We start from the raw sequence: 25,290 nt of genomic DNA, 5'->3' as shown, positions 1-25,290 counted from the left end.
ACAGACCTCCATTGCGGGTCAGGGGTTCTGAATTGGGAAAGGACGTAGGTCAAAATAGACTGAAAATATCTGCTTTTCAATTGCGAGGTCAGAAATTTTTCAAACTCATGATAAAGTGCTATAACGCAAAAAATGCGCGCTTTGCGCACACTTCTAACAATCTTGTCAATCTCATTGAAAACAATTATGATTTAAAGTTTTGTTTTCATTTATGTTAAATTATCACATTTTAAGCTGCGACGTGGACAGAGATTGTGCTATTGCACCTGCTATGCCGACTTGGTATTTGGTATTGGAGGCCCTATATTGAAAAAGCTAAGTCCAAAGTCCACCGTGAACATTGAGAACCGAGCCGTTTACATAGGCTGCACGGTCGGATGCTAAGTACAAAACAGCATCCGCGATGTCTCCCGGCTGACCAATTTCGCCCAACGGGACTTCGGAAGGCATCCATTGCTTCATGCGAGGCGTCATTGAGTCATTTTCGATAAAACCCGGATTGACGACATTGACTCGAATCTTTTTGGGGCCAAGATCGCGTGCCAAGGTCTGGGCGAGGATCACGACTCCTGTCTTGGCAATCGAATATGCACAGGAAACGACTTGTGAACCGACGCGCTCCGCATTGGGTGCGCCGATGAAAACAATTGATCCGCCATTCTCGGATACGAGAATCTTGGGAACCGCGCGCTGAGTTACCCAAAATGCACTCAACAAATTGCCGCGCAGCATCAAGTCCCATTCTTCAGTCGTCGTTTCCAACGCCGGTTTCACCTTGAATGGACCTGCGTTGTTCACGAGGATATCGAGGCGGCTGAATTCCGGAGGAATCTGTGAAAAAAGCATTTCGACGCCAAGTTCAGACGATACATCCGCTCGAATCGCAACCGCTTTGCGTCCCATGCCTTGGATCCATTCAACAACTTCCGTCGCGCTGTCTTCGCGTTCGAGGTAATTTACGATAACATCCGCTCCAGCCTGCGCGAACTTTAGCGCAATGGCGCGACCGATTCCCCGACTTGCGCCGGTAATAAGGGCTACTTTGCCTTGCAACTCAGAGTTCATATGCTGAAATGTGTGATCCTAATTTTGTGGATAGTGTATGCAGTACCGCTGCAGGCACAACAGTTGTTTGAGACGACCACCGTCACTGCATTTGGCGATACCGCACTTTTTCGCGTTCAAATCCCTTCCGGATACGACCGTGAACATCCTCCGGCGATTATCGTGGGATGGCACGCGTTAGGCGGATCTCAAACGGAGATTTTTGGATGGGGATATGCCGAAATATGTGAACAACGAGGCTGGATACTCGCCAGCCACATGGGACCGAATGACCGCCATTGGAACACGAGACTCGCTCAGTTACATTGTCGCGCGATGCTCGATTGGCTCACCGATCACTTTCCGTTTTCGCTGGATTCCATCTATATGTGCGGCGGAAGCATGGGCGGGGCCGCGGGGCAGGTTTGGCACAACAATAACTGTGCCTATGACGACTATTTGATCGCAGCTACCGCAGGCGGATCGCAAATCTTGGATTGCCAACTACGACAAGAGCAATACCTTGCAAGCGCTGATACGAACCGCTCGATGCGTGTCGCCTTTGGGGGATTTCCGTTTGAATCGGATTCTATCGCCTACGAATATCATCGGTACAGCGCGGTTCACTTGGCGGATACTCTCGAATCCATGCACTTCAACTGCCTGACCGTTCCGGTGTGGAGTAACTGGAGCGAAGAACAGTGGGAGTGGGACGCTTACGGATATCCCGCCTTGGAATATGAAGAGCTTCGGAGGAGCGGCGCCGAGTCTCGTTTCGCGGTGGCAAGCTGGGTAGGACACGGTTTCCGTGCTATGTACTCGCCCGCAGTTTGCGACTGGCTGTCGCATTTCGCCGCAAACAGATTTCCTGACACACTTTCGCTTGCGGCGGATGAAGACGGTAGATACTTTTTCTGCGACGTCGTCGTGGGCGATTCACCCTATACGTTTGCACGTTGGGATATTCGAAAGAGCGCTGCAGACAAACGTCTGGACATATCACTGCTGCGAAATGTCCGCGAACTCACGGTTCACTTTGTCTTTCCGTGGACCACGCTCGACAGACTCTTTTGCGACTGGTCGATTTCGTCCCCCGAGAATCCCACTGCAGTCGTTACACTCGCTGACTTGCCGCCGAATTTGCTCGTGTTGAAGAATGGCAGTCCGGCGTACCGCGTCTCAAATAGCGGTTCGCTTACCATTCTTCTCGAACAAAGTGAGACATTCGTGCTGACTTTCGATACCACAAATGTCGGTGTGCCAAACCGAATTGAAATCGTGCGAGCTTTTCCCAATCCGTTTAACAATGACATGACACTTTTGATTGACAGTTACGACTCACGACAATCGGTTGTTGAAGTGTTTGACGTTTTGGGGCGCTCAATGTCACGATTGCACGTGGATCTGTTGCCTTCGCAAAACACAGTTCGCCTTTCGCTCGGCGATTTGCCCAGCGGTTCGTATTGGCTGAGAACACCAAACAGCGCGCCGGTCAAAGTCGTGCTGATACGTTAAGCGAGTTCGTGAGCACGCTCGACGACACGCTTGGCGAGTTTGAGAGTGTTCTCAAAGTCCGGCCAGTACAACGTCGTATTCGGTGAGTGAATGTAGCGACAAGGAGTTGCGATACATCCCGACAGGATTCCGGCGCGCGTCGTGTGAATCGAACCAGCATTTGTGCCGCCATAGAGCGGCATTTTGTATTGATACGGAACTCCTGTCTGCTGCGCACATTCAGTCATCAAATTGACCATGCGGCGCGGCACGAGAACCGACTTATCGGCAATCGTAATCACCGGCCCTTTGCGTTGTGCGCAGGGCCGTTTTTCTTCCGGAACTCCCGGAAAATCCGATCCAATTGTACCTTCAAATGCTATGGCCACGTGCGGGTCAATCCCGAATGCCGCCGGACCTGCTCCGCGCAACCCGACTTCCTCGCTCGTGGCAAAGTTTGCATACACGTCCATTTCCGTCTTGGTCTCGCCTTCATGGAGTGCCTTCAGAAGAGAAATTACTGTCAGACATCCCACGCGGTCATCAAACGCCTTGCCATTGAAGACATCCTTTTTCATTTCTCGAAAAGGATAGGCCAATGTGCCAGGATCGCCAATGGCGGCACCGAGCGCTTCCGCTTCTTCAAGGGAGTCTGCGCCGATGTCAATGAAGTAGTCTTCGGCAAGAATGGCCTTTTCACGCTGTGCCGGAGGCAAGACGTGCGGCGGAGTCATTCCGATCACGCCGTAATAGAAATTCCCCGCGCGCGATTTGAACATAACTCGGTGCCCCGGAAACATGCGGTCGTCCCAGCCACCGATGGTCGCGAATCGCAAAAAGCCGCGAGAGTCTATGTGGCGCACCATAATTCCGATCTCATCCGTGTGCGCATCGAGCATCAATCGTTTTCCGTTCTTACCGGGCCTGAATGCAATCAAATTGCCCAACGCGTCTTCGCGAATATCGGACACCCACGGACCAATTGTTTTCCGAATCAAGGCGCGAACGTCGTCTTCATGGCCGGACGGCCCGAACGCATCTGACAATTCGCGCAGCAAATCAACGTAGAAGTTTTTTGACATAATTTGTTCCTATTTCTTGCGTCGCGCTTCGGCTTGCTTCCAACGCGCTAACAGAATGGGATTGTCGGACTCGCCGAATCGTTTTCTGAGTTTGTCGAATGACTTGTCGTCGAAAGCAGCGGCCGCCGCGAGCAATGCAGCGCCCTGCACTCGAGGGTCGGGAAACTCCAAATACATTTTGGTTATCGGAGCAATAGATTTCACGGATGATTCGGTGGCCGGATCCGATTTCCATTTGTCCGCGAGCATCGGAAGCGTTAAGAGTATCTGTTCGACAAATGCAGGGTCTCTGTTGCCTGCTGCAGAATTCTGCATTTCGGCAATCACTTGCGGCGGTTGATCCGCAAGCGCGTAGACTGCGGCGCTGCGCACCGTAAACAGACTGTCGCTTAAGGCACCGAAGAGCTCGGGATAGCCGTCCGCGCTTTTCATTTTCCCCAATGAAACCACAGCAGCAAGGCGTTCCCGTTCAGATTTGCTCGCCGCGTACTTCCGCAATGTGGGGATAGTACCCACTGCGTTAATCTCACCAAACGTACGAAGGATTGTCGGACGCAGATTTTCGTAAGAGGGATCTTCGAGTTTCGCTTCAAGCCAGCTCGCGGCTTCTGTCGCTTTCATCTCTGCGACAGTCGAAGCGGCTGTTCGCCGACCGTCCGGATTTGAACCTTCAAACATCGTTCTTAAGTACGGCAGCGCGTCCGACGGATACTCTTTGAATAATTCGACGATCGCGCGGCGCTCAAGTCCACTGTTCGTTGCGAGTTTGTTTTCCCCTACCCAATCGACCGCGCGCTTTCCGATAGCTTTCAAAGCCAATCTCGCGCGTCTGACTTTCGTTCTATTGTCCGTGACTTCCCATTCGGACGCGTCTTTGAACAAGTCCTCCAAAGAGCGTGTCGTATCTTCTGGGACCAACACGACTTCTACTAGAGTTTCTCGCGGTCGCGTGCTGTCAAAAGCAATGTCAACACCGTATCCGTACTCGTCGCGGAACCAGACTGATGAGTCGGCAGCCTCGCTGCCCGGATAAATATCCTTTCCTTCACCGTCAACGAAAAGTGCGAGATTGCCAAAACTCCGTGCCGGACGCGTTCCGCCCAATGACGCGGTTGGTTCTGTGTTCGCATACAAATCGTTGCCTTGCATATCCACGAATATGGCCGCGCTGTTTGTGATCGCCATTCCTTGCCCGCCTGATACCGTATAATAGTCGTCGCCGGAGCCGTCACAAAGCATTCCAACTGCCAGATCATGTGCCGCGCCTTGGCTGGGGCCGAAACGTGCCGTGTAGCGGTCGTCGCCGCTGGCGTCCTCAAGCACTCCGCACGCCAAGTGGATTCCGGAGCCTTGCGCATATTGTGTAGCGCTGTAGCTGTCATTTCCGGCTTCGTCGATTAATGCGCCAAGCGAATACCAATATCCGACGCCTTGCGCGAATATCTCAGCGTCATAAAAATCGTTGCCTCCAAAATCATGAAGTATCGCATATCCGCCGCCACCACGGGGACGGGCGCCGGTTGCAAAACCCTGAGACAAAGATCGATAGTCTTCAGGTCTTAGCGGTTCGTGTTTGACCAATCCGCCTGAGCGATAGACGTCGTTGCCCTCCAGGTCGTTCAGCGCCGCAAATCCGAAAGTAGATGCGAACGCTTGCCCGTAACCGGCGCCGTCATACAAGTCGCGCCCCTGTCCATCCGTGAACAACGCGACTCCACAGACCGCAGCGGCCTGTGTAAACCAACTCGCTGTGTATAGATCATCACCCGAAGCGTCCCACAATAACGAAACTCCGCAAAACGCGGCGGACTGCGAAAACGCTCCGGCGCGATATGTGTCATCGCCGGCAAGATCTACCAAAGCGGACAATCCGAGGATGGCACAAGACTGCGAAAGCCAACCTGCGGGAGCGTAAAAATCATCTCCTCCGTAGTCGATGACAACGGATGTCGAACGTCTGATGCCGCCAACGGCGGACGCACAGCGCGCTACGTACTTGTCATCTCCTCCCAAATCAATGATCACCGCAAACTCTTCCGTAAAGCGATTGGGCCCCTTGCCGCCGACAACAATACGCCCAAGCGGAGAGTCCTGATAAAACAGCACTTCTCCTTCTACCCCGGAGACAGGCGGCTCTCCCTTCCCTTTCTTTGGTGTCGGAACGGGAAATTCTGGTTCATGCGCCGCCATCTCGGCTACTCCTCGTAAAAACGCATATCCTGCTGCTGCAAGAGCATTGCGATTCACCCGAGCGAGCAGCGTCAACACGCTGTCACTTGTTACGTCTTGACTCGTGTCCGCTTCGATCCCGAACGCGCGATAAAGCGAACCTTTCAGACTGTCGTCCGCGGGCGTATCTTCATCTTCGAACCATAGGGGAATAGACAGCAGCAACGCTTGTCTCTGATCTGGCGACAAAGAATCGAACGCTTGTTTGCGATACCCTTCAGCAAGCGAAAGTGCGCTTTGCAAAGGTTCGAGCGGATTTCCCTTCGGCGAATTAGACAATTGCGAATCGATGTCCGCATAAACTGCGTCCGGCAGATTCACATTAAGGAGAGCGGCAATCTTAGGGAAATTGGTTAGCTCGTCCAGAGTTTTGGGAGCGTACCCTGCCGCTTGAAAAGCTACCTCTCGCGCGTTCAGCGGTGACCTGAGAGCAAATCTGATCTCATCCAGCAAGAATGTATCGTCTTCCGCCCAAATTCGGTCGGATTCGAAGGCCGACGACGTCAAGCCAAACCGTCCTAAAGCGTCTTCGATAAGTTTGCCGGGTTCCGCGGCCACCGCATGCGATGCGAATACCGAAACGATGACCAATGTAACATACGTAAACAGGATTTTCATACTTTGCCAATAGGAATGATGATCAGGGATTTTCCCGAGCGCTGTGAAAAGGAAACGACGCCGCCAAGCGACGTATTCGACAAGCTTTGTCGTGCATCGACACTAAGTGCGGCATTGCGCAACGGCCATTTTGCCCCGGTTAAGGTAACTCCAGTCGCGCTATCCATCGCGATCCAAGAGAAGACGGAGTTTTTTCGCAGCACGACTTCCCGTGAAGACCGGCCCTTCATCGTCAGTCCAACGGCACGGCGAAAGAGAAATGTCGTCGTCAGTCCCGGAGTCGAGATGACCTTGCTGATGCCATAAAGGAAATGATCCGGCCTGCTGCCTTCAATTGCCGCGACTGCGACGGTCCGCCACTTCCGTTGCTTGCATAGTGCGAGCACTTTGTCAATGTCCGACGACTCCTGACTCTCCCGAAAAAGAACGTGGGCTCGCCGGCGGCGAGCCCACGTGATGTCTTCATGTGCGGCACTATCGAGATCACCAATAACGATGTCAGGCGGAATGTTTATTCCACGTAGGTGGCGGATTCCACCATCGACAGCAACAATGTGCCGACTCCGGCCCACCGCTTGAAGGAGAAGTTCCCTGTTCGGCAGGCTGCCGTTAGCGACAATCAGCGCGTCGAACTCGGAAGGTAACAGAGTTCCGATTCGCTCCGTTTTGCTCACAATTAGGCGTACAAACCGCGCATTTCGGACGCGTGTGACACGCGGCTAATTGAGAGTACGAAGGCCGCAACACGCATTGAACAGTTATACTTCAAATACGTGTCGTACACTGAATCAAATGCGGTGTTCATCGCAATTTCAAGCTCCTGATCCACTCGCTCAACCGGCCAGTAGTAGCCCATGCGGTTTTGCACCCATTCAAAGTAACTGACAATTACGCCGCCAGCGTTACAGAGAATATCGGGGATCACGAAGATACCCTTTTTGTTCAAGACATCATCTGCATGTGCATCGAGCGGTCCATTTGCGCCTTCTGCAACATAACGAGCCTTGATCTTGTTTGCGTTCTTGCCGGTGATGACCAGTTCCAACGCACATGGAGCAAGGATGTCGACTTTTAGTTCGAGCAAATCGGCCGGATTTTCCATCTTCTTGGCGAGCTTGGAGGATTCAAACTTCTTGAGTCCGCCATGCTGCTCCGAATACTTCATGGCCGCTGAAACATCAATCCCGTCCGGATTGTGGTAGGCACCGTATTGATCAGAAATCGCGATGATTTTACATCCGTCTTTGTGCAAAAGCCATGCGGCATTGCCGCCGACGTTGCCAAAACCTTGAACGGCAACCGTCTGGCCTTCCATCTTCTCTCCGTGCGCTGCAATGGCGCGGCGAACCGCGAAGAGCAATCCCATGGCTGTGGCCAAAACACGACCGCGGCTGCCTCCGATTTCAATCGGCTTGCCGGTCACAACGGCGGGCAGAGTGTCACGCTTGTGCATGGAGTAAGTATCCATGAACCATGCCATGACCTGAGGATTCGTGTTCACGTCCGGAGCGGGAACGTCGCGGTCGGGGCCGAACATGTCTTCAAGCTCGGAGAAATAGCGACGCGAGAGTCGTTCCAATTCACCCAAAGAAAGTTTTTTCGGGTCCACGATGATGCCGCCCTTACCGCCGCCCATCGGAATATTCGCGACAGCACATTTGAAAGTCATCCAGAAAGCAAGCGCCTTGACTTCATCAAGATTGACGTCCGGATGGTAACGCACGCCGCCCTTGGCCGGTCCGCGCGCGATATTGTGCTGCACACGATATCCAGTGAAAGTCTGAATTGTGCCGTCGTCCATGCGGATCGGCAATGTCACTTCCACGCACTTTCGCGGCTGCTTAATCATGGCGGTTTGGCTTGCGGTCAGCTTGAGCAATGCGGCAGCCTGGTCAAACTGCTTCATAGCATTTTCAAATGCAGTCGTCGGTTGCAAACCCTCGGTACGGGGGCTAAAGGCTTCTGCTGCATCCAGTCCGGTACCCATCATACCCGAACCTACCATTACGGTGCGGCCCGGCTTTGTTGCCTTTTTCCGGGCAACCTTCTTGGCGTCTTTCTCGGTGGTTTCTTTCTTCTTCATAGCTTTTCCTGTGGTTCTAAGACCAAAAGGCAGTTTTCAATTGAACGGTTTTGCGCTCTCTAGCGCCAGTTATAGTAACCTAAAATATGCTAACATCCCGCCGGCCTGGTCGCCATCTCGTCGAAAAGAGCTCCAGCGGGGATCGGAAAACGTATTGGGCGGACGGGGACAGAATCTTGCCGACTTCACTCCTGCTCTAAGCAAGTCGACGATGATGGCCGCAAAAACATCAAGGTACGATTTGCCTTGCACCTTTGCAACTACTGTTTCGCCAAATTCGCGGACAAATTCAGCCGCGACGTCTGCGCCGACCTCATAGGAGACCGTGGATATCATCGGACCTACTGCGATATAGATATCTTCCGGGTTCGCATCAAACTCGCGGCAGAGCTTGCGTGCAGCACCTGCTGCAATGCCCGCGAGGGTACCGCGCCACCCGGCGTGCACAAGCCCAATCGCATGTTTCGAGGGAAGATAAAGAAATATCGGTGCGCAGTCGGCGTGTGAAGTCATCAAGACAAGACCTGACTCCGAAGTGAAAGAACCGTCTGTGGCAGGGAGTCGAGTCGCAGGGTCAAGAAATCCGGAGCCGGTGTCTTTTTGAAAAACACGGACATTGTCTGCCCCGTGGACTTGCTCGAGGGTCACAACCGATTCAGGCCTGATTCCGATGGACTCGGCAAATCTTACTCGATTTATCTGAATATCGCGTTCTGTTGCCCTACCCCAAGCCACTATCCCGTCAGATGTGCTTGAAATTCCACCTCTTACATCCTCCCACGTGGCCGGGATTTCCCACAAAGAGGATTGCTTCTTTGGCGCAGTTTGGGTATCTTCAGGCATATCTTGTCACAAGGAGACACATATGGCCTATCAGGCGCTCGATTATTATCATCTGGATGATTTGCTGACCGAAGAAGAACGGCTTGTGCGCGACACCGTGCGCGAATTCGTGACCGATAATTTGATGCCGGTGATTGAAAAGTGTAATTCGGAAGGTCGCTTCCCTAAGGAACTCGTGAAGCCCGCCGCGGAATTAGGATTTCTGGGCGCGCCCTATCCTGAAAAATACGGTTGCGCGAATCTCGGCCCGGTGGCCTATGGACTGATAAATCAAGAGCTGGAACGGGGTGACTCCGGACTGCGGTCGTTTGTCTCCGTGCAGACAAGCCTCGTCATGTACCCCATCTTTGCTTTTGGAAGTGAGGAACAGAAAGACTACTGGCTTCCCAAGCTGGGAGCGGGGGAAAAGATCGGCTGCTTCGGATTGACGGAACCGGATTTCGGCTCGAACCCCGGAGGCATGCTCACCCGCGCCGAAGACAAAGGCTCGCACTACCTGCTAAACGGAAGCAAGGCATGGATCACCAACGGTACGATTTCCGACGTCGCGATTGTCTGGGCGAAGCTCGACGGCGTGGTGCGCGGCTTCATCGTAGAGACGGACCGCAAGGGCTTCTCGGCTCCAGAGATCAAGAACAAGTTCTCCCTGCGCGCAAGCGTCACCTCGGACTTGATTCTTGAAGACGTCGAAATCCCCAAAGAAAACATCCTCCCCGGTGTGACCGGGTTGAAAGGTCCGTTGTCGTGCCTGACACAAGCGCGCTACGGTATCGCATGGGGCGCGACGGGCGCGGCGATGGCCGTGTTCGATGAGGTTTTGCAATACAGCAAGTCGCGCATTCAATTCGACAAGCCGATTGCAAGTTTCCAGCTTGTGCAAAACAAGCTCGCCTGGATGGCGACTGAAATCACGAAGGATCAGTTCTTGGTCTACCGTCTCGGACAGCTTAAGGCCGAAGGCAAGCTCCGTCCGCAGCATGTGTCGATGGCTAAACGTAACAACGTCGGATCGGCGTTAAACATCGCGCGCGTGGGCCGCGACGTACTTGGCGCAAACGGAATTTCAAACGAGTATCAGACCTTCCGCCATATGGCTAACCTCGAATCGGTTAACACGTACGAAGGAACGTTTGATATTCACACGTTGATCATCGGTGAAGATTTGACCGGAATTGCTGCGTACTTCTAAATCTATGCCGGTTCGCGGTCCAGAACTTTCATTACATCAATCGCCATGTCGAACTTATTGAACGGAGGCATAAGGTAAGCTCCTTGCACCATCTCTTTGGTATCCAATAAGAACTTTTGAGCGATTTCGACCCCCACCTTGGCCCCCTCGGTACCCGCATTCTTCATTTTTTCGCGGATATCTTGGGGGACAAACATGTCTGGGATTTCGTTATGAATGAACTCAGCATGTTTGGACGACCGCAGCGGCATGTTGCCCACGAAAATCGGAATATCCGTGAACGAGCGGATGCGCTCCATGAACTCTTCTAACGTGCGCGGATCGAAGAGCGGCTGCGTGAATGCGAACTGCGCACCCGCGTCCAGCTTTTGTTTGAACCGGTCATACTCAAGATCAAGATTTGGCGATGTGGGATTGACCGCGACTCCCAAAAGAAAATGGGTCGGCTCATCCATGTCACGTCCAGTCAAATCTTTGCCATGATTGAGCTGGGTGATCATGCGTGAAAGCCCGATTGAGTCCAACTCAAAAACGCCCTTGGCGAACGGATAATCTCCGACGCTGGTCGGATCACCTGTCACAGCCAGAATATTCAGAACGCCGAGCGTATGCGCGCCGAGCAACTCAGATTGCAAACCAATCGCATTGCGGTCGCGGCAAGAGACGTGCAACAAGACGTCGACTCCGGCATCGCGGCGAATCAAATGCGCCATTGAGACTGCGCTCATTCTTGCTCTGGCAAGCGGCGAGTCGGCAACATTGATTAAGTCAACACCCGCGCTTTTCAGCCGCTGAGCATGCCGAATGAACGGACCGGGATCGTAGCTGCGCGGCGGATCGATCTCGACGGAAATTTGAAACTTCTTTCCGAGGTTTGCACGAAAATCTGAGAACGGCAACCCGCGGTGTGGCCCTTCTACTTTGCCATCACTGTCGCCGTTTTCCGAGATGACTTCGATGTGCGCTTTGCCAAGCCGACGCCCCTTCACGGCGTCAGCCATTGCGCGAATATGCTCGGGCGTCGTGCCGCAGCAACCTCCGATCAGCGAGACACCCGCGTCCGCGAACTTGACGGCGTATTCCGCGAAGTACTGCGGTGAAGCAAGGTAAATAAATCTCCCGCCAACCACGCGCGCGTTGCCTGCATTCGGTTGAGCGCATAACGGAACGTTCGCCCCGCTCATCCGCTCCACTACCTCAAGCATCGCTTGCGGGCCAACGGAGCAATTCGAGCCCACAATATCCGCGCCGTATTCAACAAGTGCACGTGCGACTTGTGCAGGTTTGTCGCCGACCAATGTCTTTCCGTCTTCGGTGAACGTCATCGTCGCGACTATCGGCAGTTCACAGAGCGAGCGCACAGCGGCGATTGCTTCGCGCATTTCGAAAAGATTCGAAATCGTCTCGATAATGAAAAGATCGACTCCGCCCTCCAGCAATCCCTCGACCTGCTCCTTAAAAGCAGCTTGCGCTTCCGCGAACGTAACCGGACCAATCGGTTCCAACACTCGATCCAGCGGACCAATCGAACCCGCGACATAGATCACATCGCCCGCCGCTCTGCGCGCATGCTCCGCGCCGAGCCTGTTCAAAAGTTTGGTCTTTTCCGCGAATCCGTGGTCCCCCAGCCGGAACGGATTCGCGCCAAACGTGTTCGTTTCGATGATTTGCGCGCCGGCCGCGATGTAGTCGCGGTGCAAGTCTTCTACAATCTGGGGATGGGTTTCGTTCAGCTCGTCAAAGCAGGTGCGGTGAGAAAAGCCCATGGAATACAGTGCGGTACCGATTGCACCGTCTACAACCATTACTTCCTCGCGGAGACGTTCCAACAACTCCTGACTTCGACGCTGACTCAAGCTCTTCTACCTCAATATGCTTCTTGTTGACTTGCATACACTCTAAACCGGCATACGCTGGTTTTTTTACTCTTCTTGCAGAAACGTCGTGTAAACGACTACGCCGAGCGCTCCGCCCGCAATCGGGCCAACCCAATATATCCACGCATTCAAGTAATCGCCGCTCACTAACGCGGGGCCCAACCAACGTGCAGGATTCATGGCAGCACCACTTATCGGACCGCCCATCAGAATATTCATCGTGACGGCAATTCCGACAAACAAGGCGGACATGTTCACGGAGCGCTTATCCACCACCGTCCCAAATATGACTACCATTAGTATGAACGTAAGTACGATCTCGGTGATAAGTGCCATGTAAGGTGTCGCGCTTTCGCCTACTGCCGTGATCCCATAGTTTACCGCGTCGAGGTCTAAAGGAGAAATCGCGGACATCAACAACGAAGATGCCGCGACGGCTCCGAGACACTGGACTACGGAATACCCCACAAAGTCCTTGACCTTCATTCGGCCGACGATGAACATTCCGAAACTTACGGCAGGGTTCAGATGGCCGCCGCTGATTGCAAGCGTCGCGCTGGCCATCGCGGCAATCGTCAACCCGCTCGCAAGGGCAATACCCGTCAACCCAACTGCTCCGTTTGTCAAATGGTCCGACACAATCGCACCAACAGTTACAAATACAAGTGCGAATGTGCCAATGAACTCGGCAAACAGGGCCTTAAAGTTCATGCGTCCGGATTGTTCAATTCTTCCAGCGTTCCGGTCTGTGCGATTCTGATGCGGCCTTTCTCGTCGAACTGCACCTTCATCGCTTCAATCTTGGGATCGTGCTCAAGAACAATCAACCAGCCCTCTCTTGCAGCTTTTCCCAGCCAATGCTCCTTGTCATTTAGCGTCGTTAGCGGAAACAAATCGTATCCCATGATATATGGAAGCGGTACGTGAGCTGCCATTGGAATCAGGTCGGACGGATAAAACATTGTTTGCTTGCCGTCCGATATGCGAATCATCTGAAGTGCAGGCGTGTGACCGGACGTCAAATCCAAATGAAGTCCGGGGAATAGCTCGGTGTCTCCTTCTAAAAACTCAAGCAATCCGGCACTCCGAACGGGCTCGTAATTCATATCAATGTAACTTGCCCGGTCTCGTGGATTGCGCGATCGTCCGTGGTGGTACTGCGCGCTCTGCACGTAATGTCGCGCATTGGGAAACAACGGAACGGCAATTCCATCTTTCATCACCGTTGTGCCGCCAGCATGGTCAAAATGCAGATGCGTGTAAATAACGTCAGTGACTTGTTCGGGCGACACTCCGTGTTGTGACAGCGACTCTACAATTCCTCCGTGAGGAAAGGTAATGTCGAAGATCTCGCGAAACTTGTCGTCATCCTTTTGACCAATTCCAGCATCCACGACAATTGTTCGTTGCGGAGTTTTCAAGAGCAGCGCGCGTGCCGTCATATCAATCCGGTTGCGCGCATCGGCGGGACATTGCTTTTCCCATAGAGGTTTAGGCACGACACCAAACATGGCACCGCCGTCCAGCTTGAAATCGCCGACGTGGAGTGGTATTATTTCATAACCGGCTATCTTTGTCATGTCGTTGCTTTCAATTCCGGCCAATCTTCTCCATTCCAGACTCGGCGCGGGGCATCAAGTACCATTTGTTGAGCCGCAACCGGTCCGACCAACGTTGCCGCTTCCGCCTTACCGGACGCGAGGTAGAATCCCTGTTTATCATCGTCATGCGCGTCACTCGTGAGTATCTCGATTTGCCCAGTCGCAACCAAATCGCGCGCTTGCCGTTTCATCGGCACTCCGAATTGCCCCACGAGTGAGCCTGCATCCAGCGTCAGTATTGCACCCTCTGTGCGCAGTTTGATGAGCTGTTCGACATTTCGAAATGCCAAGGGATAGCGCTCATGGTGAGCGATGACCGGCCGCATGCCCCATTTCTTGGATGCCTTGACCACGTTGTAAATCACTTCAAAGGGTGTTTGCCGGGGGAATTCCACCAAGAAGTACTTGCGCGTTCCGTTCAAACTCGCGAAAGGCATGGACAAAACTTCCGTGATGTTCATGCCGAACATGATCTCTGCACCGAGGCCGATTTCAACCGGCAACTCAAGCCGCGTGACTTCTTCCTGCAATTCGGCAAAGCGTGCTTGAAAGAGTTCGTTCGCCTGATAACTCGCGCGGTCATTTGCGTGCGGCGTGCAAAGTACGTGCGTGATCCCTTGATGAATAGCAAGCTCCAACATGCGGATCGACTGTCGCATTCCGCGCGCGCCGTCATCCACTGCAGGCAAAACGTGATTATGAATGTCGTACACGACGCCTACAAATCCGTATATTCAGGCCCGCCGCCTCCTTCCGGAGGTACCCAGGTGATGATCTGGTACGGATCCATGATGTCGCAGGTCTTGCAATGCACGCAGTTTGACGCGTTGATTTGCAGCTTGACACCGCCGCGCTCCTCGTCCGCGACCATCTCGTAGACGTTTGCGGGACAGAAAAACTCGCAGGGATTTCCGTATTCTTCGCGGCACTTCGTGCGGCAAATCTCGGTGTCCGCGACGTGCAAATGTACCGGCTGGTCTTCCTCGTGCAGTGTCTTGCTTTTGTACACGTCTGACAGTTTGTCAAACGTCACTTCGCGGTCGTGTTCTTTCAATCGTTCGGCGAGGACTTCGTCGCGGTTGCGCAAATTCAGATCCTTGATCTTGCGCATGTGCGTGTGCGTCTCAGGTGACAGAATCTTCGACGTGAAGCCGCGCCCGCCCGTGAAAAACTGCGCGCCCGCATTGATCATTCCGGCAAACAATCCGGACTCAAACCCTTGATGGAAATTGCGTACGGACCAAAGCTCGTCCTTGATCCAACTCGCATCCACCGCTTCCTTGTACATTGAGAGCGTTGCAGCCGTGGTATCATCTTTTTTCAACGCCGCAAAAATCGACTCAGCCGCGAGCATTCCTGACTTCATTGCCAGATGAATCCCCTTTAGACGCTGCGCATTCAAGAAAGCCGCACTGTCGCCGGCAAGCAGCAACCCGTCGGCATAGAGCTTCGGCATCGAAAACCATCCGCCTTCCGGAATCGTCTTCGCGCCATATCCGAGCATCTTGCCGCCGCGAAGGATTTCCTTGATCCACGGATGCTCTTTGAACTTTTGAAAGTTGTAGTGCGGATCGGTGTACGGATTTTTGTAACCGAGATCGGTGACCAAACCGATCGAGATCATGTTGTCCCGCATCGAATATATCCAGCTTCCGCCGAAAAGATCGCCGAGCGGATAGCCCATCGTGTGAATCACAGAACCGCGCGTCGAGAGCGATTTGGGCAACTCCCACACTTCCTTGACGCCGAGCACATAAGTCTGCGGCATCTCGCCATGCAAGTTTAATTTGTTGCAGGCTTCTTTGGTTAGCGATCCGCGCGTGCCTTCGGTCAGAACGGTGACACGCGCTTCGATGTTCGCGCCGGGTTCGAACGAACCTTTCTGCTCACCGTTCTTGTTGATCCCTTTATCGCCCGTCTGCACACCGACGACGCGGTTGCCGTCATAGAGAAGATGTTGTCCGGGAGTTTCCGTCGCGATCAATATCTCTTCGGCTTCACACAGTTCGCCTAACCACTTCGAGAGTCTATTGATCGAAACAATCGGATAACCGTGATTTTGCAACGGCGGCGGAGTCCATGGGGCCTTCATCTTGCCGCTTGACGTCAGATAGTAAACTCCCTCTTCTTCAACGGTGCGTTCAACCGGGAAGTCCCGCTCTTTCCAATCCGGCACGAGTTCTTTGATCGAGCGCGGGTCCATCACGGCGCCGCTCAGATTGTGCGCGCCGAGTTCACGCGATTTCTCGATCACCATGATCTCGATTTCGCCCGGCCCGTTGCCTGCTGCATTCGCCCGCTTGATCATTTGCTTTAGATGATACGCGCACGAAAGCCCTGCAGGCCCCGCACCCACAATCAATACGTCAACAGGAAGTGTTTCTCGTTCCATATCATTTACCTATTCAATGCCGACCAGCACGACTTGCACAATGGCTTTGCGACTGACGACTTGTGCTTTTCACCGCACCTGTGGCAGTATTTCTCTTCGTACTCTGGATTCTTGAACTTTGCCCATTCCTTGTAGCAACTGTCACACAAAGGATACTTCTGGTTCTGAGCTTTTGGTGCTCTACACCGTATACAGAATCCAACTTCAGACTGTTTCTCAGTCGACGACTTGGTTTGTTTCAGGTTTCTATTCAGGAGCACTGCTTTGTCAACCTTATCTGCCTTATCCCACCATGCTTCAGCGGTATCAAAAAGACTACGAACGGATTTTGAATCTTTAATAAGTATGCCGAGTTCTCTACTTTCTTTGTCAGAATAATTGTAGAGATTCAGACTTGTCACAAGTGCTGTAAAGTCACTTACATACAATTTCGCGTGCAAATGCTCCAAACATCTGAAATCAATTTTGCTTGTAGCAAGGTACTTTCTATCTTCAGCTTTAAGTTCATAACCTTTTCGATAAATGAGCCTAACATCAACTCCTTCTTTTGCGGCTTTGTCCAAGACGTCTTCTAGGTTTGTGTTAAATTGGAGGTATGGACTGACCAGATATACTTTGTCTTTTGCCTTTGCATCTTCAACAATCCTCATTACGCTTGCAAGAAGATTGTTGGAAAGGATATCTATCGAAGCACCAATTAGCGCCATAGTCTACTCCCCTATCGCCAATTCGATCAGCGTTTTCGTGGCCGAACCGTTCGCCGTCTTGCGAGGATTCAGCGAGGACGGCAAAGCGGGATAAGACGTTGGAGCGATGTCAATGTGCGCCCACGGAGTCTTCCCTACGAATTCTTGCAAGAACGCTCCCGCGCGGCTGGCTCCACCCCAGCGGTCGGGGCCAGTGTTGTTCAGATCCGCGATGGCGCTGCGCATCTCGTCACCGTACTCTTCATAGAGCGGCAGCGGCCACATGCGTTCAAAGGCGCGCTCGGCAGCAGCTAAAACCTGCTTTGAAACTCGTTCGGAATTCGACATGACACCGTCCGCGTGATTGCCCAATGCAATCTTCGCCGCACCGGTCAACGTCGCGACGTCTACCATCATCGACGGTTTATATTTGTCCGCGATATAGGCCATCGTGTCAGCCAGCACAAGTCTGCCTTCCGCATCCGTGTTGCCGATCTCAACGGTCTTGCCATCGTATGCCGTGTAAATATCGGAGGGACGATAGGCATCGCCGCTGATCGCATTTTCGCACGTGCCGATCACGCCGATGACGCGCTGTTGCGGTTTCAATTTGGCGACGGCATGCATCGCGGCCAGCACCGCCGCCGCGCCGCACATGTCGCTCTTCATCTCTTCCATCATCGCGACCTTGATATTCAGTCCGCCCGTGTCAAACACCAACCCCTTACCAACGAGCGCAAGCGATTTCTTCGCGCCACGCGGATTGTAATCCATGATGATCACACGCGGCGGCATCACACTCGCTTGCCCCACGGCAAGAATCAGATTCATGCCGAGTTTCTTCAAGTCATTGCGCTCGAGCGTTGAAACTTTTACCCCTTGTTTCGAGAGCTTTTGTGCTTCTGCCTTCAAATAGTCCGTCGTCACGACATTCGTCGGATGCGTGCCGTAGTCTCGCGAAAGATTGTGCGCTTCAGCCATGATTTGCGCCGCAGGTATCACCTTCGTCGCGGCGTTCTTGCGCGCAAGAGTGCTGAAATACACATCGACGTTCGCAACCGCATGACCGGGCTTTTTCGCCGACTTGTAATGCTCAAAACTCCAGTGTCCCAGCACAAGAGCATCGACAATCGCCTTCGCGGTCGTGTCTGCTTCTAAATCGGAATCGAACGACGCGGCGCTGAACAGCGCCAAACTTTTCGCCTTGTTGCCTTTGGCTTCGCGGATCACGCTGCCCACGGAGTGGCGAAGTTTCAACCAGGTGAACTCGCTGCGCTCGCCCAGTCCCTGCAAAATCAGCAGTGGAGCCTGAGTGCCTTGAGCAAAATGCGTCAGTGTTTCCTTCTTGCCGCCGGAAAATTGCGCAGACTTAATCAGCTTCTTTAGCTCATCGACGGTCTTTTTGTTCAGTCCAGCGAGTTTGAGCGATTTGACTTCATCCTCGAAAAGACAAACGGCAATCGCACCGGGCTTGCCAATCAAATTCCCGTTTCGCGCAGTGATCTTCATTTTGGACGCTCACTTTTGTGTTCAATCAATTTCGTAATGCGGTTCTTCCCGTCCACGAGCACGACTTTGCAGCGGTGTTTCGGCAATTCTTCGTCACTAAGCTGCACGAAGTTGACGATGATCACCTTGTCGCCGGTTTGACCCAAGCGCGCCGCCGCGCCGTTCAAACCGACTTTGCCGGAGCCGCGCTTGGCGGGAATCGCATAGGTATCCAACCGCGCTCCGCTCGTGATGTTGTAGACGTGAACGCGCTCGTAGACCGCTATGCCCGCCGCATCCAATAAGTCGCGGTCGATGGCACAACTGCCTTCATAATCGAGTTTCGTTTCCGTAAGTGTGGCGGAGTGAATTTTTCCGCCGAGCATTTCGCGCAACATAACGTTCCTTATTGTCCTGTCATGCGGGCATGCGCCTCGCGATACTCATCCAAAAGACGAGCGACCATTGCATCCACCGTCGGAACGTCGTGAATCAGAGCGACGCCCATCCCAGCTTCGAATTGTCCCTCGTCCCAGTTGCCTTCGAACATTCCCTTCATTTCGCGCTTGCGGTCAAGCAACACGCGTGTCTCATCCGGAGTCGCGCCGCGCTTCTCAAAGTCCACACATTCAAGAGCGAACGGCGACTTGATCATGCGCGTCGGACCGATGTTCTTCAAAGATAAAACCGTATCCGTTTCGCCTGCTTCAACAATTGCTTGTTTAAAACGATCATGTGAAGAGGATTCCACCGTCGCGGCGAAGCGCGTTCCGATTTGAACACCGTCCGCGCCCAACGCAAACGCCGCGAGCATTCCCCGTCCGTCCGCGATTCCACCGGCGGCAATCACGGGAATCTCCACAGCGTCACGCACCTGCGGCACCAGCACAAATGTGGGGATTTCATCCGCGCCGTTGTGTCCGCCCGCTTCCGTGCCTTCGCAAACCACCGCGTCTACGCCGCGCTGTTCGCACTTCTTGGCAAGCTTCGCCGTCGGGACAACATGCACAACCACTGCACCGGCGTTTTTAAATCTCTCCGTGAAGAGCGCCGGATTTCCGGCAGATGTAAAAACGATTTTGATTTGTTCGTCGATGCAAACTTGAATCAGTTCTTCGACGTCGCCGCGCAGCAAAGGAACATTGACGGCGAAAGGAAGCTCAGAGCCTAGTTCAGTTTTCGTTTTGTGAATATGCTCTCGCAGCAGATCAGGCTTCATCGACCCCGCGCCGATCATTCCCAAACATCCTGCTTTTGAAGATGCCACGCACAGCTTCCATCCCGACGTCCAAACCATACCGGCCTGCACGATAGGATAGCGAGTTCCGAAGAGCTGTTGAAGTTTGTGGGAAGGCCAGTACGGCTCCGCGGCTCTCATGACGTTACCCCTACGATACGCTTGAGCCGCACGGAACTACTCCCGTACGGCTCGCCTTAGTTCCAAGTTATTCGCGCAAGCCCTTAGTGCTTCGCCTGCGCCAGCAGATCCACGCGGGTTACGACCACCCCGTCTAGCTCTCCGCGATACTGCGAATGCGTCGTCAGCGCCGAGTCCTTTAGCATGAAGTCCCTGTCCATATAGAACTCGGAACGGCTCATTCCACCTAAATCTATGTAGCCTGAATCCATCCGAATCGCGTCCTCGGGACAGGCCTCCACGCACATGCCGCAAAAGCAGCAGCGCAGCAAATCTATCTCAAACGCGACCGGGTACTTTTCGATTCTGCCGTCGAGCGATTCGCCCGCCGTAATATAGATGCACTTGTCCGGACAGGCAGTTTCACACATCATGCAGGCCACGCAGCGCGGCGCACCGTCTGGTCTGAGCATCAATCTGTGTCGTCCGCGCCAGCGCGGAGCAATAGGTCTGCGCTCTTCGGGATATTGAAACGTCACCAGCGGGCGTTTGGTCTTGATACCCACTGCGCGTCCGCAAAATCTGAAAAAGTTCACAAAGAAATGCTTCGTCGTCACCCACATGCCGCGAATCAGTTCCGGGTAGTACGTGTTCTGCCACGCACTAAGTTTTACTTCGCGAACTTGTTTGACTCCAATCATTCTATTTCCCCAACCATAGAATCACAAGACCGGTAACGGCGATATTCAAAAGCGCAATCGGCATCATCTCTTTCCAGGAAACTCGCATCAGTTGATCATAGCGGAAACGCGGGAACGTCCAGCGAATCTGCATTTGCAGCCACATCAAAATCGACAGCTTCGCGCCGAAGGCAATCACGCGCAGAATCACAATCGTCCATTCACCCAGCGGCACGAACATGCCCCACGGGAAATGGAAGCCGCCCTGCCCCGCCATCTCGGTCGCATCGAAGAGCCACGGAATGTGATAGCCGCCGAAGAACACCGCTGTCATTACGGCCGCAAGCACCACGATTTCGGCAAACTCGCCCAGGAAGAACATACCCCAGCGCATACCGGAATACTCGGTTGCAAAACCGATAATTTCCGATTCGCCTTCGGGCATATCGAAAGGCGCGCGCTTGGTCTCGGCCATCGCCGCAGGCAGGAACAATAAGAAAGCAATCGGCTGCACGATGATTCCCCACTTGGGAATCCAGCCGAAGAAATATTCGTTTTGTGCAAAGACCATCGCGCCGGGCTCCATCGTGCCGAAGGCCAGAATCGGTCCAATCAATGACAGGCCCAGAATAATCTCGTAAGAAATCATCTGCGCTGAGGCTCGCATGCCGCCCAGCAAAGCGTATTTGCTATTTGAGGCCCATCCCGCGAGCAGTGCGCCATACACCGCAATTGATCCAAACGCGAGAATATAGAGCACGCCGATGTCCATGTCGAGAATTTGCAGTTTGACCTCGCGGCCAAAAATCTCCACCGGAGGACCAAACGGAATCACGGCCATTGTCAAGAAGACCGGAGCCATCGCAAATATCGGCGCAAGGAAATGCAGCGAACGGATGCCCTTCGGCGGCACGAAGTCTTCCTTGAAAATCAGCTTTAGCGCGTCCGCGAGAGAATTGACCAATCCGAGCAACTTGATTCCCAGAATCGAGGCGCGGTTCGCGCCGATACGGTCGGATATGAGCGCGCTCTGCTTGCGTTCAACCCACGTCAAAATACCGGCGCCGTTCAAGATATTGACCAGCACCCAAGCAATTTTGCCGACGATTATGCCTAATTCTACAAACATCTCACTTAGTATGCGCTTAGCGGCTTGGAGGTTTGCACTCGCTTGTACGGAGGCTCTGGCGTTCCGGCGAGCATCTTGCCCGTCGCGCCCAATCCGTCCCACGTCAGTCCCTTGAATCCGTCGAACTTCTCGCCCAACGATTCAAAAACTTGCCTTGCAGACGTGTACTCGGATTTCAATCCCATATGCGAGCCAAGCAGTTGCCAGATTTCCCATTCGGGCAGTGCCATCCCGCGCGCGTCGAACGGCTTTGCGGTCTTTTGCACACGCCCTTGGAAATTCGTATAGGTTCCTTCGCGTTCGGTCCACATCGCAAGCGGCAAAACGTCGTCCGCGATTTCGGTCAGGCCGTTTTCATGCGACGCCAAATACACGATGTAATCCGTATTCTTGCGCAGCTTTGCCAACTCGCGTTCGGACAGGGTATCAGATAAATCGTGACGCACAACAATTAAGGCATCGAATTCGCCTTCAATTGCTGCAGCCAACATATCATCGCCGCCTTGTCCGTCGCCACCCCACGGCTTGATCTTGAGTTCAAGCGAGCCGCGGCGGTTCGGAGCCAAATCGGCGCGCTTCAGAAGGTCGTCGTCTGCGCCCTTCTTTTCGAACTCAAAGTTCACATCGACATTCTGGACTTTGAGCTTCTCGATGAACAGCTTGTTCAGCATAAAGAGGTCTTCATTCGAAGAGGCCGCCGAAGCCATCACGGCCACCGACCCTGCACCCTGCTTTTCGATGATGCTCTCAAGTCGCGCGGCGATTCGTGTACAGACTTCGTCCATCGACGGCGCGTGACCGTTGCTTTGCGCGTTGGTCTTGGGAGCGGTCAATCTATCCGGAGCATCCACGGCATGATAGCTGTACCTGCCATGATCGCAAATCCACCACTCGTTGACCATCTTGTTGAAGCGCGGCTTTAGTCGCTGTATGCGGCGCTCGGGGTCCTTATAGCGGCGGTCAATTTCCCAATCGACAAAGATATTGCAGCCGCGCGAGCAGCCCGTACACACCGAGGCTGTGCGCTTCATGTACCACACGCGGCGCTTAAATCTGAAATCCTTATCCGTCAGCGCGCCGACCGGACAGATATCCACGACGTTGCCCGCGTAGTCATTGTCAAGTCGTTTGCCGGGCATGTTCAGAAGCTCTTCATTGCGACCATGCCCAAACACACCCAACTCGCCAGTGCCGGTGATTTCGCGGCAGAAGCGGACACAGCGTGTACACACTACACAGCGTTCGCTGTCGAGCACAATGGTTGGACCGACGTCCATAACTTTGTGCTTGTGCTTCTTTTCGGCCAGCGCCATGCGACTGTCATGCAGGCCGTGCTCCATGTAGTAGTTTTGCAAATCGCATTCGCCCGCATCGTCGCAAATCGGGCAGTCGAGCGGATGGTGCTGCAAATAAAACTCGAGCACGGAGCGGCGCAGTTTGTGAACGACGTCGCTCTGTGTAATCACCTTCATGCCGTCCGCGGCTTTGGTGTTGCAGGCAATCGCCACACTCTTGCGGCCGTTGACTTCCACCTCAACCTGGCACATACGGCAAGACCCCACAACGGTCAAGCCAGCGTGGTAGCAATAATGCGGAATCTCCACATTCAGCAACCGCGCAGCTTCGATGAGGTTCAGACCTGCCGGAACTTCAACCGGCTTGCCGTCTATTTCAAGTAAAGGCATATTGGGGACTGCTAATTCTTACAAACGGCCTCAAACTCATGACGGAACTTCACAAGATAGCTCTTGGTCGGCCAAGCCACCGCCGCTCCGAGCGCACAGATGGTTTTGCCGTCGATGTTATCCGCCAATTCCCACATATCATCGATGTCGCGTTTGCGGGCCGTGCCGTCGATAAACTTTTTCGAAAGTCTCAGTAGCCAGTCGCAGCCTTCTCGGCAGGGCGTGCACTGTCCGCAGCTTTCGTGCGCATAAAACCGAACCATCCAATGCATCAGCCTTGGAATCGACACGGTTTCATCGATAACCATCACCGCCGCACTACCAAGCATCGAACCGCGCGCAGCGACTGACTCAAAATCTAAGGGTAAGTCGTGACACTCTTCAGCCGTCAGGATGTGTGACGACGACCCACCGGGGATTACAGCTTTTAGTTTGCGGCCATTGGCCACTCCACCGCCGAATTTGTCAATCAAATCCATCAACGGCGTGCCCATCGGCAACTCATACACTCCAGGTCTCGTCACGTTGCCGGAAAGAGAGTAAAGCGCTGTTCCACCGTTCTTGGGCGAACCCATCGAGGCAAACTTTTCTGCGCCAATTTCCAGAACGCGCGGCACGAAAGCGAGAGTCTCGACATTATTGACAATCGTCGGCTGACCCCAGAGTCCAATCGCGGCGGGGTAGAACGGGGGCTTCAAACGCGGCCATCCCTTCTTCCCTTCCAACGACTCGATCAAACCGGTTTCTTCGCCGCAAATATACATCCCGGCGCCGTTGTGCATGTGAATCGAGCACGACCAGCCGCTATTGAGAATGTTGTCTCCAGCAAGGCCTTTGGCATAGGCCTGCTTTACGGCGTCGAATACGACCTGAGTCGGATAGAAGTATTCACCGCGAATGTAAATGTAGATACGTTCGGCCTGTACGGCATAGGCGCAAATCAGAGCGCCTTCGATCAAGAGATGTGGATCTCGCTCAAAAATCAAACGGTCTTTGCACGTTCCCGGTTCGGACTCGTCGCCGTTTACCGTAACATAGCGCGGGAACTTATCCTTGGGAATGAATCCCCACTTTGTCCCCGTCGAAAAACCCGCGCCGCCGTGTCCGCGCAGCCCCGACTCCTTCACGATGGCCGTGACTTCTTCAGGCTTCATTTTCAGCGCGCGCTTGAACTGCTCATATGCGCCGTTCTTCAACGCGACGTCAATGTTCGACTGATTGGCGACGGCGAAATTTCGCGAAAGGAGAAGTGTTGATCCGTTGCCGACCATTACGCCTTCTCTCCCGCGATGTTGCCCAACAGAGGAGTCGGATTGTCCGGAGGAATCGGACTGTCAGACTTTAGACTGTCGATAATTTTATCTGCCTTCTCGACCGTCAACTGGAAATACTGGTCCTCGTTGATAATCATCATCGGTCCCCACGAGCAGCCGCCAAGACACTCAACACACTTCAGCGTGAACATTCCGTCCTTGGTCGTCTCTCCCGGGTGAATTCCCAACTTTTGCTCGATATGGTGCTGAATTTCTTCGCCGCCAGTCAAGCAACAGGAGATGTTCTCGCAAAATTGTATCAGATATTTCCCCACCGGTTCCGCGCGAAACATCTGATAGAATTCGATGACCTCACGAACGCGAACCGGAGTTACGCCCAATGTCTCCACAACCCAAGTTTCCGCTTCGGGAGTGATCCAACCCAACTCCCGCTGTACTTCGAAAAGCAGAGGGAGCAAAGCCGCCGCCCGCTTGTCCTCAGGATAGCGGAAGATGATCTCTTCGGATTTCTTCTTAAGTGTTTCCGGAATCGGCATGTG

22 protein-coding genes are annotated in these 25,290 nt (G+C 53.5%); 2 read left to right on the top strand and 20 right to left on the bottom strand.

The window, feature by feature from the left end; genetic code table 11:
* Positions 1-315: 315 nt before the first annotated feature.
* Positions 316-1,065 carry an SDR family oxidoreductase gene (locus tag H6507_02745; GenBank protein MCB9368020.1) on the bottom strand — a complete coding sequence of 250 codons (750 nt, stop codon included), beginning with the start codon at positions 1,063-1,065 and terminating at the stop codon, positions 316-318.
* Here H6507_02745 and H6507_02740 point away from each other — a divergent pair, their 5' ends adjacent.
* The gene (locus H6507_02740) at positions 1,066-2,559 is read left to right on the top strand and encodes a T9SS type A sorting domain-containing protein (protein MCB9368019.1); all 1,494 of its coding nucleotides are present in this window, start codon (positions 1,066-1,068) and stop codon (positions 2,557-2,559) included. It abuts the gene before it with no gap.
* On the opposite strand, the gene H6507_02735 is transcribed toward H6507_02740, so the two are convergent.
* The 5 genes from H6507_02735 to H6507_02715 form a co-directional block, all read right to left on the bottom strand.
* Positions 2,556-3,620, bottom strand: coding sequence for a M42 family metallopeptidase (locus tag H6507_02735; protein ID MCB9368018.1), 1,065 nt, complete (start codon positions 3,618-3,620; stop codon positions 2,556-2,558). The two genes, H6507_02740 and H6507_02735, sit on opposite strands and share 4 nt — an antisense overlap.
* Positions 3,621-3,629: 9 nt before the next feature.
* Positions 3,630-6,467, bottom strand: coding sequence for a HEAT repeat domain-containing protein (locus H6507_02730; protein ID MCB9368017.1), 2,838 nt, complete (start codon positions 6,465-6,467; stop codon positions 3,630-3,632).
* A complete protein-coding gene (locus H6507_02725) occupies positions 6,464-7,141 on the bottom strand; it encodes a thiamine diphosphokinase (protein ID MCB9368016.1) in 678 nt (225 codons plus the stop codon). The genes H6507_02730 and H6507_02725 overlap by 4 nt, the downstream gene beginning before the upstream one ends.
* Before the next feature lie 2 nt (positions 7,142-7,143).
* On the bottom strand, positions 7,144-8,403 hold the full coding sequence (locus H6507_02720; GenBank protein MCB9368015.1) for a Glu/Leu/Phe/Val dehydrogenase: 1,260 nt from the start codon (positions 8,401-8,403) through the stop codon (positions 7,144-7,146).
* A gap of 216 nt (positions 8,404-8,619) precedes the next feature.
* Positions 8,620-9,393, bottom strand: coding sequence for a laccase domain-containing protein (locus tag H6507_02715; protein ID MCB9368014.1), 774 nt, complete (start codon positions 9,391-9,393; stop codon positions 8,620-8,622).
* Between the two features lie 22 nt (positions 9,394-9,415).
* Here H6507_02715 and H6507_02710 point away from each other — a divergent pair, with 22 nt between their 5' ends.
* Positions 9,416-10,582, top strand: a complete 1,167-nt coding sequence (locus tag H6507_02710; GenBank protein MCB9368013.1) for an acyl-CoA dehydrogenase family protein — start codon at positions 9,416-9,418, stop codon at positions 10,580-10,582.
* Between the two features lie 2 nt (positions 10,583-10,584).
* Here H6507_02710 and H6507_02705 read toward each other — a convergent pair whose 3' ends face one another.
* From H6507_02705 to nuoE, 14 genes are all read right to left on the bottom strand, one after another.
* A complete protein-coding gene (locus H6507_02705) occupies positions 10,585-12,438 on the bottom strand; it encodes a bifunctional homocysteine S-methyltransferase/methylenetetrahydrofolate reductase (GenBank protein ID MCB9368012.1) in 1,854 nt (617 codons plus the stop codon).
* A gap of 66 nt (positions 12,439-12,504) precedes the next feature.
* A complete protein-coding gene (locus H6507_02700) occupies positions 12,505-13,170 on the bottom strand; it encodes an aquaporin (protein MCB9368011.1) in 666 nt (221 codons plus the stop codon).
* Positions 13,167-14,039: an MBL fold metallo-hydrolase gene (locus tag H6507_02695; protein ID MCB9368010.1), complete on the bottom strand. Its 873-nt coding sequence runs from the start codon at positions 14,037-14,039 to the stop codon at positions 13,167-13,169. Before H6507_02695 ends, H6507_02700 begins: the two co-directional genes overlap by 4 nt.
* Positions 14,036-14,773 carry a hypothetical protein gene (locus H6507_02690; protein MCB9368009.1) on the bottom strand — a complete coding sequence of 246 codons (738 nt, stop codon included), beginning with the start codon at positions 14,771-14,773 and terminating at the stop codon, positions 14,036-14,038. Before H6507_02690 ends, H6507_02695 begins: the two co-directional genes overlap by 4 nt.
* A gap of 5 nt (positions 14,774-14,778) precedes the next feature.
* Positions 14,779-16,452: an electron transfer flavoprotein-ubiquinone oxidoreductase gene (locus H6507_02685; protein ID MCB9368008.1), complete on the bottom strand. Its 1,674-nt coding sequence runs from the start codon at positions 16,450-16,452 to the stop codon at positions 14,779-14,781.
* A 5-nt stretch (positions 16,453-16,457) separates the two neighbouring features.
* Positions 16,458-17,159, bottom strand: a complete 702-nt coding sequence (locus H6507_02680; protein MCB9368007.1) for a hypothetical protein — start codon at positions 17,157-17,159, stop codon at positions 16,458-16,460.
* Positions 17,160-17,162: 3 nt separating this feature from the next.
* Complete coding sequence (locus H6507_02675; protein ID MCB9368006.1) at positions 17,163-18,647, bottom strand: leucyl aminopeptidase; 1,485 nt, start codon at positions 18,645-18,647, stop codon at positions 17,163-17,165.
* Complete coding sequence (locus H6507_02670; GenBank protein ID MCB9368005.1) at positions 18,644-19,024, bottom strand: aspartate 1-decarboxylase; 381 nt, start codon at positions 19,022-19,024, stop codon at positions 18,644-18,646. The genes H6507_02675 and H6507_02670 overlap by 4 nt, the downstream gene beginning before the upstream one ends.
* Before the next feature lie 8 nt (positions 19,025-19,032).
* Entirely contained in the window at positions 19,033-20,004 is a 972-nt protein-coding gene (locus H6507_02665; GenBank protein ID MCB9368004.1) for a nitronate monooxygenase, read from the bottom strand.
* 83 nt (positions 20,005-20,087) lie between these two features.
* Positions 20,088-20,684 (bottom strand): NADH-quinone oxidoreductase subunit I, encoded by a 597-nt coding sequence (locus tag H6507_02660; protein MCB9368003.1) that lies wholly within the window; start codon positions 20,682-20,684, stop codon positions 20,088-20,090.
* A 1-nt stretch (position 20,685) separates the two neighbouring features.
* Complete coding sequence (locus H6507_02655) at positions 20,686-21,792, bottom strand: NADH-quinone oxidoreductase subunit H (protein MCB9368002.1); 1,107 nt, start codon at positions 21,790-21,792, stop codon at positions 20,686-20,688.
* A 5-nt stretch (positions 21,793-21,797) separates the two neighbouring features.
* On the bottom strand, positions 21,798-23,477 hold the full coding sequence (locus H6507_02650; protein MCB9368001.1) for a (2Fe-2S)-binding protein: 1,680 nt from the start codon (positions 23,475-23,477) through the stop codon (positions 21,798-21,800).
* 11 nt (positions 23,478-23,488) lie between these two features.
* Positions 23,489-24,748 carry an NADH-quinone oxidoreductase subunit NuoF gene (gene nuoF, locus H6507_02645; protein ID MCB9368000.1) on the bottom strand — a complete coding sequence of 420 codons (1,260 nt, stop codon included), beginning with the start codon at positions 24,746-24,748 and terminating at the stop codon, positions 23,489-23,491.
* Positions 24,748-25,287 (bottom strand): NADH-quinone oxidoreductase subunit NuoE, encoded by a 540-nt coding sequence (gene nuoE / locus H6507_02640; protein ID MCB9367999.1) that lies wholly within the window; start codon positions 25,285-25,287, stop codon positions 24,748-24,750. Before nuoE ends, nuoF begins: the two co-directional genes overlap by 1 nt.
* Positions 25,288-25,290 lie beyond the last annotated feature (3 nt).

The sequence above is a fragment of the Calditrichota bacterium genome, from assembly GCA_020637445.1.
Lineage (GTDB): Bacteria > Electryoneota > RPQS01 > RPQS01 > RPQS01 > JABWCQ01.
This window is presented reverse-complemented; position numbering and strand designations above follow the sequence as displayed.